This is a genomic window from Xenorhabdus littoralis (assembly GCF_033949345.1).
Taxonomy (GTDB): Bacteria; Pseudomonadota; Gammaproteobacteria; order Enterobacterales; family Enterobacteriaceae; genus Xenorhabdus; species Xenorhabdus littoralis.
The window spans coordinates 1-14,895 of the sequence record NZ_VCDP01000045.1; the positions used below are offsets into that span (position 1 = coordinate 1).

6 protein-coding genes are annotated in these 14,895 nt (G+C 45.3%); 2 read left to right on the forward strand and 4 right to left on the reverse strand.

The window, feature by feature from the left end:
* From FE394_RS11880 to mpl, 4 genes are all read right to left on the reverse strand, one after another.
* Positions 1-5,837 (reverse strand): non-ribosomal peptide synthetase (locus FE394_RS11880; RefSeq protein WP_319926599.1); only part of this gene is annotated, 5,837 nt, incomplete at its 3' end.
* Between the two features lie 788 nt (positions 5,838-6,625).
* Positions 6,626-7,546 (reverse strand): nucleotidyl transferase AbiEii/AbiGii toxin family protein, encoded by a 921-nt coding sequence (locus FE394_RS11885; protein ID WP_319926600.1) that lies wholly within the window; start codon positions 7,544-7,546, stop codon positions 6,626-6,628.
* A complete protein-coding gene (gene abiEi / locus FE394_RS11890) occupies positions 7,539-8,072 on the reverse strand; it encodes a type IV toxin-antitoxin system AbiEi family antitoxin (RefSeq protein ID WP_319926601.1) in 534 nt (177 codons plus the stop codon). Before abiEi ends, FE394_RS11885 begins: the two co-directional genes overlap by 8 nt.
* Before the next feature lie 238 nt (positions 8,073-8,310).
* The gene (gene mpl / locus FE394_RS11895) at positions 8,311-9,681 is read right to left on the reverse strand and encodes a UDP-N-acetylmuramate:L-alanyl-gamma-D-glutamyl-meso-diaminopimelate ligase (protein WP_319926602.1); all 1,371 of its coding nucleotides are present in this window, start codon (positions 9,679-9,681) and stop codon (positions 8,311-8,313) included.
* Positions 9,682-9,855: 174 nt separating this feature from the next.
* On the opposite strand from mpl, the gene fbp reads away from it, so the two are divergent.
* Together fbp and FE394_RS11905 are read left to right on the forward strand one after the other, a co-directional pair.
* Positions 9,856-10,860 (forward strand): class 1 fructose-bisphosphatase, encoded by a 1,005-nt coding sequence (gene fbp / locus FE394_RS11900; RefSeq protein WP_319926603.1) that lies wholly within the window; start codon positions 9,856-9,858, stop codon positions 10,858-10,860.
* A gap of 445 nt (positions 10,861-11,305) precedes the next feature.
* Positions 11,306-14,776: an inverse autotransporter beta domain-containing protein gene (locus FE394_RS11905; protein WP_319926604.1), complete on the forward strand. Its 3,471-nt coding sequence runs from the start codon at positions 11,306-11,308 to the stop codon at positions 14,774-14,776.
* The last annotated feature ends 119 nt before the right edge of the window (positions 14,777-14,895 follow it).

A 14,895-nucleotide genomic window follows, 5' to 3' on the forward strand; every position in this document is an offset into this window, starting at 1 on the left:
CCCGATACGGGGGAGAACGGATCGGGAATAAAGCGTTCTGCTGTCAACTCTGGGCGGTTAAAGTAGCCGCGGGCCACACCGGTGCCGCCGATATAGAGCTCACCGATAACGCCGAGAGGCGCGGGTTCACCCTGTGCATCCAGAATATAGATTTGGGTGTTGGCGATTGGACGGCCAATAGGAACGTTGCCAATGAAACCATTCAGCTCATTGGCGTCAAACGTGATACAGCCAACAACCGTTTCGGTTGGGCCGTACTCATTGACAATGCGTGATTCAGGAGAAAGTTCACGCCAACGTGCTACGGTTGAACTAGAAAGTGATTCTCCCCCCACAATGAAACAGTGTGCAGGACAAGTTTGTTTTGCCGTCAGCAATTCCTGACCAACCGCAGCAAAATGGGTTGGTGTGATCTTGACCAGAGTAGTGGCATCCATAGATAACAGGGTGGGTACCAACTCGATCAATTCTTGTCCGTCACGGAGCAGGTGTATTCTGCCGCCACAAAGCAGGGGCAGGTAAATACTGGTAACAGTCGCATCAAAAGCTACCGGTGATGACACAATACTGTTTAGTCGATTTTCATTAGCATAATGTCCAAGCGCCCACTGTAGATAATTTCTGAATCCGCTGTGCTCAACCATAACTCCTTTGGGTTGCCCGGTGGAACCTGAGGTATAAATCACATACGCCAGACTGTGTGAGGTCAATCCCAGTGCCAGAGCATCGGGATTTTCTGCCGACGCTTTATCAAAAATAGAGGGTTGTTGGGCATCAAGCACCACAGTAGGCAGACTGCTGCCCAGTGTTTCCCTCAAGGCTGCTTGAGTCAGTAGTGCTACTGGCGCCGCATCATCCAGCATATAGGCCAGTCGTTCGGCCGGATAGGCCGGGTCCAGTGGTACATAGGCACCACCAGCCTTGAGAATAGCCAGTAACCCCACCACCATCTCTGGACTGCGTTCAGCACAGATGGCCACCCGATCATCGGGTTTTACCCCCAACGCAAGCAAGTAGTGGGCTAGATAATTAGCACGGCAGTTAAGTTCTTTGTAGCTGAGAGCGCATCCTTCGAACATCACAGCAATGGCGTCAGGAGTACGTTCAGCCTGTTGTTCGAACAATTGGTGCACCAGAGCGTCTTGTGGAAAGTCAGCTTTGGTCGCATTGAAATCTATCAAAAGTTGTTGACGCTCGTTGGCGGACAAGATTGGCAGGCGACAAATAGGCCGTTGAGGGTCGGTCGCCAAAGCTTCGATCAGATGACCAATGACCGTAGTCAAGTAGCCCACTATTCTGGCGGGGTCGATCTCCGCAACGCTTTGAACCAACAGACTAAAATCTTCACCTAGATCATCTACCGAGAGAGTGAGCGGATAATTGTTGCGTTCTGATTTGGTCAGCAAGCGGATACCGTCCCAAACAACATCAGCGGAGCTTGATTGGTTATGGCGATAGTTGAGCAAGGTACTAAACAACGGTAATGACGGAGTAACACTGCTACAGCGTTGCGCCAGTGCCAGCGGTGCTTGTTCATGTTCCAGTAATGTCATCAGGTCGCAGTAGGTGGCTTGCACTACCTCCAACACGCTGCGATCGGCGAGAGATATCCGCACTGGCAGGGTATTGATAAACATTCCCATCACTTGGTCGGCGCCGACAGAACCTTGCAGGCGGCCGAGCAGTACAGAACCGAAGACCACATCATCACGGCCGCTGATTTGCGCCAACACTTGCGCCCAGGCAACATGGAACAGTACCCCTGAGCTGACTCCCAAACGACGGGCCTGAATGTGGATTGCGCCAGCCAGCGTGCGACCCAGCAATAAACGGGTTTCAGCAATATCTTCACCGTCATCTTTTACATTCAGCAAGCCAAATGGTGCCGTTGGTGCATCGACGTCTGCGAATCGAGCACGGAAGTAATCTTCATGTACCGAGGACGGCACGCTCAGGGTTTGGGCAATGAAGTTACGGTACGGCAGCGGATTGGGCAATTCTCCCGTACGTCCCTGCAACAGCAGGCGAATTTCGTCAACGATAAGCGCTAGTGTCATATGGTCACAGACCAAGTGATGGAAACTCAGCGCCAGTAACCACTGGTGGTTGTTAGGGTCATGAGCGATATCGGTGGTAAGCAGTGGGGCCTTGCTCAGATCGAGTCGGCGCTGACGTGGATCACTGTGCGCTTGCAACTGAGCCTGCACATTGTCTTCTGAGGTTGGAACAAATGTAATCACTGACAGTGGCGCCTGACGCCAGACTACCTGCACAGGTTGCGTTACGTTTTGCCAGCAGATGGCGGTACGCAGGATATCGTGGCGATCGATAACTTGTTGCAATGCGCCAAGGAAGGCATCGAGACATTCACGACTATCAAAGGCAATCAGACTACTTAACAGATAGGTATCGCCTTGCTCCTGCAACCGATGGTGGAACAATATACCTTCCTGTAACGGGGCAAGTGGATAGATATCCTGCACATTGGCCGCGCCGCCAACTGCGGTTTTGACAACCGTGTCGATTTCCGCTTGAGACAATGTTACCAAGGGCAACAAGTCGGGAGTAATAACAGCACAGTTTTTAGGAATACAGTTGGGTGGCACAATAAAAACAGAGTCATCCTGATTTATCTGGATAGCCTGAGCCATGTCAGCAAGCACGGGGGCAGAAAAAACGCCACGAACATCAAGCAACCATCCTGCATGACGCAGTCGTTCAATCAGGCTTACCGCTATCAGCGAATGACCACCGAGTTCAAAGAAATGATCATGGCGGCCGACACGTGCGAGTCCCAGCAGGTCTTGCCAGATTTCGGCCAGTTTTGTTTCCTGTTCACCAACAGGGGCTTCATAGTCACGCGTTACCATTGCTGACTGGTCAGGGACTGGCAGTGCTTTACGGTCGAGCTTACCGTTAGGGGTCAGTGGAAAGGTATCCAACACGACAAAAGCACTGGGCAGCATATAGTCGGCCAGATGCTGTGCCAGTTGCTGACGCAGTTTGGTTGGCTCCAGTTCAATATCAGGCTGAGTTCGCAAATAGGCTACCAAGCGTTTGTCACCGGGGATATCCTCGCGGGCAATAACAACAGCTTCGTCTATTTCTGGGCACTGAATCAGCCGCGCTTCTATTTCTCCAAGTTCAATGCGGAAGCCGCGCAGCTTAATCTGAAAGTCGTTACGGCCGATGTACTCAATATTACCATCGGGCAGCCAGCGGCCAAGGTCACCGGTCTTGTACAGACGGGCATTTGGAGTTGCTGAGAATGGATCAGGAATAAAGCGCTCCGCCGTTAGTTCTGGGCGGTTTAGATAACCACGGGCCAAGCTAACACCGCCGATATGAATCTCCCCAGCCACGCCGAGGGGCATCGGCTGACCTTGCGTATCCAGAATATAAATTTGGGTGTTAGCAATCGGGCGACCTATGGGAGGTAATGTTGACCACTGATTAATATCTTTGTCCAGTATATATGCTGTAACCACGTGGCTTTCCGTCGGGCCATAGTGATTGTGTAACTGGCATGACCCAGCGCGTTGTAGAAAACGGCGAATGGCCGGTGTAATGCGTAATTGTTCGCCTGCGGTAACGATGTGAGCCAGACAAGTAAAATCGCCCTCAATGCCGTTGGAGGCTTCAGCAAGATGCTGTAGGGCAATGTAGGGAAGAAAGAGTCTATCAATCTGTTTTTGCTGAATAAGTTTGAGCAGTTGTTGCGGCTCACTACGTATGGCTTCATTAATTAAGACCAAACATCCGCCTTCACACAGGGTCGTAAATATTTCTTGGAAGGCGACATCAAACCCCAATGCAGAAAATTGTAGTGTTTTACCGCTTCCAGAGAGTTGGGAAGGGTTTTGATTGTGCCATTGCAACAAATTCGACAATGCCGCCAGAGGCATTTCCACTCCCTTGGGTAATCCGGTGGAGCCCGAGGTATAAATCACATACGCTAGATGACGTGAGGTCAGTCCCTGTGCCTGAATATTAGGATTTTTTCCTAACTCTTCATCAAAGGTGGATGGGGCTTGGATATCAAGTAGCACGGTAGGCAGATGACTGTTCAGCCTTTCAATGAGTGAAGACTGGGTAAGCAGTGCCACTGGTGCCGCATCATCAAGCATATATGTCAGTCGTTCAGCCGGATAGGCCGGATCTAACGGCACATAAGCGCCGCCAGCTTTGAGGATAGCCAACAGCCCTATTATCATTTCCGGACTGCGTTCAACGCAGATGGCGACTCGGTTATCGGGTTGTACTCCTAAAGTGAGCAGGTGGTGTGCTAAACGGTTAGCGCGTCGGTTGAGTTCATCGTAGCTAAGGGAATATGCTTCAAACACTACTGCAGTAGCATCCGGAGTAAGTTCAGCCTGTTGTTCGAACAGTTGATGTACCAGAGTATGTTGTAGAAAGTCAGCATCGGTTGCATTAAAGTCCACCAGTAGTTGCTGGCGCTCCGCCGCTGGCAATAGCGGTGCTTTTCCAACGGGCATATCCAGAGATGTGATGGCTGTTTCCACCAATAGGGCCAAACGAGATTGAAGGGTAATGACCTCTTCGTGACTCAGGTAATTAGTATCGTAATTGAATTCGATTGTGGCAGGTTGGTTTACATTTTCAAGGTGGGTAAATGTGTATTGGTAGATAGCTATCGTGAGAGGAAACATGGCGCCACGATATGATTGTTTGAGTGTTGTGACGGCACCTTGCATACTAGCATTCGTTTCGAACAACTCCAGCGAAAGCATGATATCAAAAAGTTGAGTGCGGCCTGTTTTCTGTTTGATTTGTGTGTGCTGGTTAATCTCTGCAATTGGCAGCCGCTGATGCTTATAGCAACGACGCAATTCCGTTGCTGCCTTACGCATGACATCAAGGAAAGAATCCTCAGAATGAACAGTCACTCCGATGGGGATGACTGATGAGAACATCCCCATGGTACATTTCTGTTTCGCATTTCTGCGATTGTGCACTGGGATGCCAATAACAATTTCCTCTGCGTCCGCACTGCGTGCGAAATAGCAAGCCAGAACGGCATACATAAAATGGAGGACGGATAACCCATGAACAGCCACTGTATCTTCAATCTGTTGAAAAAGTGTTTTGTCCAATTGCCAAAGAACGGGTTTTGCTGGCTTGTGAGTAACAGATGTGCCTGGATTTGAGGGCGGAATTAGGGCTGGAGGCAGTTTTTCATAGTGTTCCAGCCAAAATTGCAGGTCGCGTGTGTGTAATTTGGAGTCAAGATAGGTACGATCTTCAACAATGAAGTCGAGATAGGAAGGAGCGGCTTCTGCTAATGCTTCCCCCTTGACCAAGCGATTGTAATTATCTGCAAGATCTTTGATAACCAGTCTCAAACCCAGACCATCTGAGATCAAATGATGACAGCAAAATTGCCAGTACCAGCGTGTATCGCTGACTCGCAGTAACTCGGAACGCCACAGCTCTCCATGCAAATTGAACGGGCGAATAAAAGTCATGTGAATTTGCTGGGCGGCTTGGATTTCTGCATCAGCATATTGTGAAAAATCGTGCACAGCTAAAGATACTGAGAGAGTATCGACGAGTTTTTGGCGAGGTAATCCGTGGGTATCCACAAGCCGTAAGCGCAATGCTTCATGGCGAGAAACAACAGCTTCAAAGGCCTGAGTGAACAATACTTCATCCAGATCTCCATCAATACAGACCAATGTACTGATGTTGTAAGTTGAAGTGTCAGGATGAAGAATTTGGTCAAGCCAAACGACTTGCTGAGTAGAACTAAGTGATAATTCATGAGAGGAAGTAAGAGGATTCTCTAATGATAGGTTGTGGCTATGTGGCACATTCATTTTATAATTCCAAAGCGTCAGGTTTTGATCTATCAACTAAACATCGTTCTAATTTCTAATAGGGCACAGCATTTGATAACAGACACTAATATAGTGATACGTTTATATACTTAATTCAGATCAAAGAATGATATAGAAATATTCCGATTGATATTTATCACCAAAGTTTATAATTAGGGTTGGTTATTAGAATATAATAGTGAAGTTTCGTGTGATATTATTTATATTGGTGATTAAATTTCACACCTAAGGTATTAGAGGGAAACTATGTTATAAAAAATATTTTACATGACATTAACATTAAACAAATATTCTCAATAGAAATGAAATAACAAAACGTAAATTTTTCAGACACATTCACGATAGATATACCTACACTAGAATTCAAATTCTACTTAAGAAGGCTTTAACCTGCTACTAACCTACCGTTAATGCGATTAATTGGAAGTTTAATATCCATATATCTATGGAGAGCCATTCTATTACCTACCTATAATATATCATATGTATCCATCAGATATATTTAACTCATTTAATTAAATAATTATTAATAGGTATATCAAAAAATATTACACCCTTATTTTTTATTCATATAAAATTTGATACTCACTATGATAAATCCAATACTCATCCAATGAACAATAAGGCTCAGGTCATCTCACCTTGCTTTGTCAGATAACAGCAAGGTGGGATTTTAACTGAAGGTATTCTCAGACCAATGAACACGTGTGATAAGTGTTATCCCTTCTGCCTCCAGTTCATCACTTAAATCTGGTGAAAAATACCCTTTACATCTTGAAAGGAACGGTGTTGGTCGCTGATGAGTACAACGCCTTTTGCACTGTAGTGAGTAATTCTTTCAGGGTGGTTTCGAGGTAGCGCATGAAGTCTGTCTGCCCGATAGTCCTGTTGTAAACGGGCGCAGGAATAAACCGCTTCATTTCTTCCTGAAATGTGCCTGAAGCGATAAGGTTTTCAATCGAGTCCAATCGTGCCTGAAGCCGTTCACCAAAATCAGTTAAATAATAATCCGATAGCTTGCGCTCGATCAGATCGGTGTCAGGCTCAACTCCCTGTTGTTTCAGCCAGACCAAATCCCACATGTCACGGTGACGAATATGCTTGGTTGTCGCAGGGAATGAAACCAGTTTATCCGCCATGATTTCTGTTAACTCTTCTACCAACACGATAGTTTCGGCGTAGCCATCAGGCAACACAGGGTAGTTGCGCGTTAATGGGCGCGGATTCTTTGTATAGGCCGGGATGTTAGCGATCTCAATTTTGATGCGCTGCTTTGGTAAGTCCTTACGCTCTGGGGATGTTGTAACAGAAATTTGCCATTTATCGATTTTCACATCGGCATACTCTGGCGCTTTTCTGAGTGCATTAGGTTCCTTTACGGTAACCTCAAGGCCGTAACGTGCACCCAGATAGCTTTCGACACTCTCTTTAATCCTACTCAGATCTGCCGAACAAAAATCACGGCCACCTGCAAAGTCCAAATCTTCACTGAATCGGTTGGAACCATAGCAGAGCCTTAGTGACGTGCCTCCCTGAAAGGTAAGCTTTCTCAGCAAACCATCTTTAGCCAGGCAATACAAAATGTCATAGTGCAGCAGCTCTTTCTCAACTACAGGTCTGATGTTGGCAAACCCGTCCTGTGTAACGATTTCATCGACAAGAATATTAAAATCGGTTTTATCAGGCATGACCCCATTCCTCCCTTTGAATCAGGTGTGTGTTTCTGCCCACTCTCCTTAAATCACGAAGAGCCGTTTCCTTTCTTGCGATACGCATTGGTCCACGGTTTTCCAGCGTTCCTTTCAGGATTTCGCTCGGTTTCTTGTTTGTGTGCGTGATCTCAATAACACCCCACGGTGTTTCAAATTCCCCTGACCTGCCGGTAGACATGATCGTGAGTCTGTCGATAGGGATTTGGGAGATAATCCCATATTGGGACAACGCTGACTCTAAGCTGATGTAGCTGTATTCGCCGCGTCGGATATTGATTGCGATACTCTCCAGCGGATAAGGCCCGAGGCTCGCGAGTGCATTTGCATAGACCCCTTTGGTGATGCGCACCAACAACCCGGCCTTGATAAGGCGATCAATGGACTTTTTCAATGTTCGTGGCGCTTCATCAGCAAAGATGACCGCCAAATCCTGCAAGAGGAAAATGTTTTTTCCCATCTTGCTGAATTCGTCGAATGTTTTAATTGCAGTAATCTTATCCATTCCACCACCTCCACATTAAGACCTTCATTAAGGATGTTTTGTGTAAAGTTAAATATTATAACTATTATATCAGCACATAAAAAACCCTTTTATGGGTGTTTTGTGTGGACATACTGATGGTGGAGCCGAGTCTGGATAGCGGGAACAAAAAAGCCCGAACGCGTCGGGCTGATGAGTGCCTTTTTTCTTTCCTTTCTTAAAACAGAGTTCGGGTTAATTAATCAAAGAAATTTTCCAATCAGGCAGCGTTTACTTTCGCAACCAATTCAGTCATTAATTTATCGTGAATGCCACCAAATCCGCCATTACTCATGATAAGGATATGGTCACCCGGCTGTGCCGTTTCAACAATCATCCGCACTAAAGTATTAATGTCCGCACTCCAACGCGCAGGCTGAATGCACTGTTCCGCAATTTCAACAACCTGCCACGGAATATTGGCTGGCTGATAAAGGAACACTTCATCGGCGCGTCCCATCGAAGGCGCGATATCATTTTTGCTCATACCCATTTTCATGGTATTAGAACGAGGTTCCAGTACGACAAGAATACGAGCCATTCCACCGACTTTACTCCTCAGCGCTTCCAATGTGGCTAAGATGGCTGTCGGATGATGGGCAAAATCATCATAAACCGAGATCCCATTGACTACCCCCAGCAACTCAAGGCGGCGACGGGCATTGATAAATTCGTCCAGTGCCTGACAGGCATCCGCAGGTTGAACCCCAACATGATGGGCAGCCGCAATCGCGCTTAAGCCATTATGCATATTGTGTTCACCGACTAATGACCAGTTCACTTCACCAACTAATTCGCCATGATGGAATACTTGGTAATTGCTGCTATCCTGACTGACTTTCTTTACCTGCCAGTTTCCGCTGTCACCAAGTTGCTCCAGCTCACTCCAGCATCCCATCGAAAGGACATGCTTCAGGTTAATGTCATTATCAGGAACAATGATCTTACCCGTGCCCGGTACAACTCTGACAAGATGATGAAATTGCTTTTGAATAGAGGCCAAATTTTCGAAAATATCGGCATGGTCAAATTCAAGGTTATTCATGATCAGTGTGCGAGGACTGTAATGAACGAATTTTGCACGCTTATCAAAAAAGGCGCTGTCATATTCATCCGCTTCAATCACAAAAAACGGGCTTTCACCGATTTGCGCCGAAACATCAAAATTCCCCGGAACGCCACCAATCAAAAATCCCGGTTTATAGCCACAAGCTTCCAGAATCCATGCCAGCATACCGGCTGTTGTTGTTTTTCCGTGAGTTCCCGCGACAGCCAATACCCAGCGTTCCGGTAACACATGATCATGCAGCCATTGTGGGCCGGAGGTATAAGGAATTCCACGATCCAGTACGGCTTCCACACAAGGATTTCCCCGTGTCATAGCGTTACCGATGATGACCATATCTGGTACAGGATCGAGTTGTGCAGGATCGTATCCCTGAATCAGCGCAATGCCCTGTTTTTCCAGCAGAGTGCTCATTGGTGGATACACATTGGCATCAGAACCGGTCACCTCATGCCCTAGTGAACGGGCAAGGATAGCCAGTCCTCCCATGAAAGTACCGCAGATGCCAAGAATATGAATACGCATTTATTTCTATCCGATATCATGAACTGTATCACTATTCTAACCATCAATTCGAATATAAGAAATGTAATGACCTATCAATGATCTCATTCTTTAGCTAAACTGCCCGCGCATGAGTGCAACACAAAAAGTGAAGCACGCTTCTTAAAAACCACAATCAAATTCAGGGCCTTTGTCATGAAAACATTAGGCGAATTCATCGTCGAAAAACAGCAAGACTTTTCTCATGCTACAGGTGAACTGACCGCTCTGCTGTCTGCCATCAAGTTAGGCGCAAAAATCATTCACAGGGATATCAACAAAGCTGGCTTGGTAGACATTTTAGGCGCAAGTGGTGTTTCCAATGTTCAGGGTGAAGTTCAGATGAAACTGGACTTGTATGCTAATGAGAAACTCAAGGCAGCACTGAAAGCACGAGGTGAAGTGGCAGGTATTGCTTCCGAGGAAGAAGATGAAATCGTTATTTTTGATGGCGATCGTGCAGAAACTGCCAAATATGTTGTTTTGATGGATCCACTGGATGGTTCTTCGAATATTGATGTAAACGTTTCCGTCGGGACTATTTTCTCAATTTACCATCGAATTACGCCTATCGGGCAGCCTGTGACCGAAGAGGATTTCCTACAACCGGGGCATCGTCAGGTAGCAGCAGGTTATGTGGTTTATGGCTCATCCACAATGCTGGTCTATACGACGGGTTATGGTGTTCATACATTCACTTACGATCCTTCCCTTGGCGTTTTCTGTCTGACCCATGAAAAAGTGCAGTTCCCGGAAAAAGGCAATATGTACTCTATCAACGAAGGGAACTACATCAAATTCCCATTGGGCGTGAAGAAGTACATCAAATATTGTCAGGAGCAGGACGAAGCAACACAGCGCCCTTATACTACCCGTTATATTGGCTCTCTGGTTGCTGATTTCCATCGCAACCTGCTGAAAGGTGGCATCTATATTTATCCAAGTACGGCAACTCACCCAACAGGTAAACTACGCCTACTGTACGAGTGCAACCCGATTGCATTCTTGGCAGAACAGGCGGGTGGAAAAGCCAGTGACGGTGCAAACCGCATTTTGGATATCGTGCCAAGCGAACTACATCAACGTGTCCCTTTCTTTGTCGGTACACAATCAATGGTCGAGAAAGCAGAAAGCTTTATGGCCGAATTTCCTGATGAATAAGCGGTTTTATTGATTGTTAATAATTAAGGAGGCGAAATTTCGCCTCTTTTAAATTCCTTTTTTATCTTTAAATCTATTATCAAATAACAGCGTTATTTCCTGTCCGCTCTCCTTCACTGCATTATAGATGCAGCTATAAATACAGCCATAAATATAGCCATAAATATTTAATCACATGCTAAATAAAAAACATCAGCATTACTGAAAAATATTTTCATAAAAATAAAATCATCATAGAAAATAAGATGAAAACTTTTTGTTATCAACCGATAACAATTTTTCATTACGCAGAACAATAAAATATTTCCTAATGTATGTAGGCATGGGGAATATTATCCTTTTTATATTAATGAGATATCTATACCCAGTAAGGCTTTAATTTTAAACGTCAAAGGTGTAACACAGAAGCGCTGGCAACAGCCCATATTTTATGAGGTACTCATATATGGACTCGTATTTTAATCATAAAGTTTTTCGCCTTTCTGTTCTCGCGTATTCGCTTTTTTTACCCTTTACTCCGATGAGTGCATTTTCGGCAGGTGAAGAAAGTTACGATAAGAAAACTGAAAGAAAGTTCTTACAGAAATCGTTGCATGAAAATAACATCGATAATAAGGAAGATGATACAGCAGGCGTCATTGCCCAGAATGTTCAGCGGGTCGGTAGTATGCTTTCTTCTTCCCCATCCCAACTAACGGAGCAGGCAAAATCCTACGCCTTGGGAAAAATAAATAGCACTATAAACACAGAGACTCAAAAATGGTTGTCCCAATTTGGCACAGCCAGAATTAATTTTTCCCTCGATAGAAAAGGCAAATTAGATAACGGTTCTTTAGATTTGCTATTACCGCTCTATGATAATAAAGAAGACTGGCTGGTTTTCTCTCAATTAGGTTATCGCAATAAAGACAGCCGCCATACCGTCAACCTGGGTCTCGGCGGGCGTTATTTTACCCCTGACTGGATGTATGGTTTAAATACTTTCTTTGACCATGATGTAACGGGGAATAATAAACGATTAGGCTTAGGAGGAGAAGCCTGGACGGATTATGTCAAGCTTTCTGCCAATACTTATTGGCGCTTGAGCAAATGGCGAGACTCACCGCACGACAATGCCTATGAAGAACGCCCTGCCAATGGGTTTGATCTCAACAGTGAGTTCTTCTTACCCGCTTATCCGAATCTTGGCGGTAAGCTCAGTTATGAGCAGTACTTCGGTGATAACGTCGCTCTGTTCAATCGTGATACCAAGCAAAAAGATCCCAGCCTTGCCAGATTTGGCCTGAATTATACCCCTATCCCACTGGTGACTATGGGGGTGGATTATAAACTCGGGAGTGGCGGAAGCAGTGAAACCCTCTTTCTGGCCAATCTGAACTACCGTTTTGGCATGCCTTTCAGCTATCAGATTTCACCTGACAGTGTTGCTTCCATGCGCACATTGGCCGGCAGCCGTTATGATCTCGTTGAGAGAAATAATAACATCGTGCTGGATTACAAGAAAAAACCTGAACTAGCCATTACCCTGCCGAGTTCCGTAAGCGGGTATAGTTCCCAAATGATTCCGGTTACTGCCACGATTGTTTCCTCAAAACCAGTGAAGAATATTCTCTGGAAAGCCAGTCAAAAGTTCGCGGCAAATGGTGGCGTTATCAACGGCAGCAATACCCAAAACCCCACAATCACGCTGCCTCAATACCAGTATGCTGCTAATGGTCCTGACAACCTCAACGTCTACCCCATTTCTGTCACGGCTGAAGAAGAAGGCAGGAAGACTGAGACAGCTAATATGGATATCGTTGTTGAGCCTTTCGTCATCAAAGACGGAAGCATTAAACCCCATAAAGAAGGCCCTGTCATTGCCGATGGAAGACCCGCTTATGATCTAGCGGCAGCCGTCACTTACGGCCGTAAAGATAATGCCCCTCTCAAGGGTAAGGATATAGTGATCCCAGATGTGAAATGGAGTATCGAACCGGCTAATCCAAACGCAACATTAACTTGGACTCACAGTGCCCCACTCAATAGTCAGGGCCAGTTAACTGCCACCTTAGGCAGTAATGAACCTCTCGATCCGAAGACCACAGTTTATCTGGAAATTGCCGGTATGCCTAAAGTGGCCATAAATGATAAGCCACTGGATTTTACCAATACTCATTTCGAATATAATATTGATGATGCACAGGTTAATCCCAAAGAGAAACTGGCTGCTAACTCAACGAATTATTATACCTTTACCGCGAGAGTATTAGATAAAGACGGGAAGCCACTGGCGGATCAGGAGATCAAAGCCAAATGGAACGCAACGTTAGAATCAGGTCTTGAGACGAAAATAGAATCGAAAGACAATTACAAAACCAACTCTAAAGGAGAGTTGACTGCAATCCTGAGAAGTGCCAACGAAAATACCCATGAAATTACCGCGACACTTTCCGTTGATAATGGTCCCAGAAAAACGTTTGCTCCGGTCGAATTTGTCAATAGTTCTCTGGCTGTCGAACGCTATGTACTTCCTGCCGGAGACGACAAGGGCAACTACAAAGCAGACGGTAAAAAACACACATTGACTGCTTATTTGATGAAAGATGGGAAGCCACTCACGGGTGTTGCCTCACCGAATGTCAAATGGTCCATAATATCGCCCTTGCCGGGAATAACTGTTGAACCAGGTAGTTACTCAGCGGATACAGGTGAAGTTACAGCGATCTTCAGCAGTACCCGAAGCATAGAACAGGCTCAAATCGGCTTGTCGGTTGATAATAGCCCCGTATTTGAATCTCCTTCACTCAATTTTGTTGCACCTGATTCGACCTCTTTGGGAGCCAAAATCGAAAAATCCATGACTCACTCACCGGATGGGCCGTTAGTCGCTGGTAGTGAAACCCCTTATGTCTTTTCTGCAAAAATAGTCGGTGCAGATGGAACAACACCTTTGGTAAATCAAAGTATCTCCGACGCGGTATGGAAAATAGAATCTCCAACCAAACACGAGGGACTTACACTCGAATTTCCTGATAATCTGACAACAGATAAAGAAGGTAATTTAACTGCCAGGTTGACCAGTACAGAGAATTCTGGTTTTAAAGATGTGACTGTCTCACTCTCCTTAGGTTCCGGGAATCCTGTATCCAGTTCTGTGGCGTTCCTGCTTCAAGAACAATTAGCAGGGCTAAGAATAAGTACGACGGATGACAATGGCACAGTATACAAAAAATTCTATTCTCATACACAACAAGGGGAGATTCACTACTTAACTAAACAGTTAAGACTTGACCTAACACGAATCGTAGATGGAAAGGTAGAGATTATTGGGAATCAAGATCCTCAGAAGTATACAGTTAAAGTATCCGTCGAACCGGGCAAGGAAAATATGGTGAAAGTGGATGAAAGCGGTCAATTATCTTTCCCTATTGAAAAATATAGACCAGGGCAAGGGTCAATAAAGATTTCAGCATTGATCAAACACACTGAAACAGGCCAACAGGAACTCTATACTTATACAATCAATCCTAAAACATATGTTTTTGGGGTATGGGACACGAAAGTCAACCCCCATATTGGTGGTACCGTGTCCTATAACTCCACAGACCCGAATCAATCATGTGAAACTCTTGATATTCAATACTCATACGGATATCCCACAAAAACTCTGCTGATGGGAACCGATGTTGGCATAACTGAATCAGAAGATCCTGCAACATCATACAGTCGTCAATTTGATCTGAAGCATTTTCTCGACTTTGGAGGAATATTTTATGAGATAAGTAAAATGGATCCTGCAACAGGAAAGAACCCGAACGTTAAAGTTAAATTCAATACAGGAAATTATGGCATTTATGATGCTAGGGTACGCGCCATTAACCGCAACCTCGCTGCTTGGCCACAAGGACTGATGGTATGTCAAATTACTGACTAACGCATTATGTTAAGTCATAATTAATAAAAGTCAGCACAGGCTCAATAATGATTGGGTCTGTGCTTTTTTATAATACAACTTATTTACCCGATTATTTTTAGCATTTTCCTACTGTGCAT

Coding starts and splice junctions, on each gene's coding strand:
- FE394_RS11885 (WP_319926600.1), bottom strand. CDS start 7,546: ATGCCTGATAAAACCGATTTTAATATTCTTGTCGATGAAATCGTTACA.
- abiEi (WP_319926601.1), bottom strand. CDS start 8,072: ATGGATAAGATTACTGCAATTAAAACATTCGACGAATTCAGCAAGATG.
- mpl (WP_319926602.1), bottom strand. CDS start 9,681: ATGCGTATTCATATTCTTGGCATCTGCGGTACTTTCATGGGAGGACTG.
- fbp (WP_319926603.1), top strand. CDS start 9,856: ATGAAAACATTAGGCGAATTCATCGTCGAAAAACAGCAAGACTTTTCT.
- FE394_RS11905 (WP_319926604.1), top strand. CDS start 11,306: ATGGACTCGTATTTTAATCATAAAGTTTTTCGCCTTTCTGTTCTCGCG.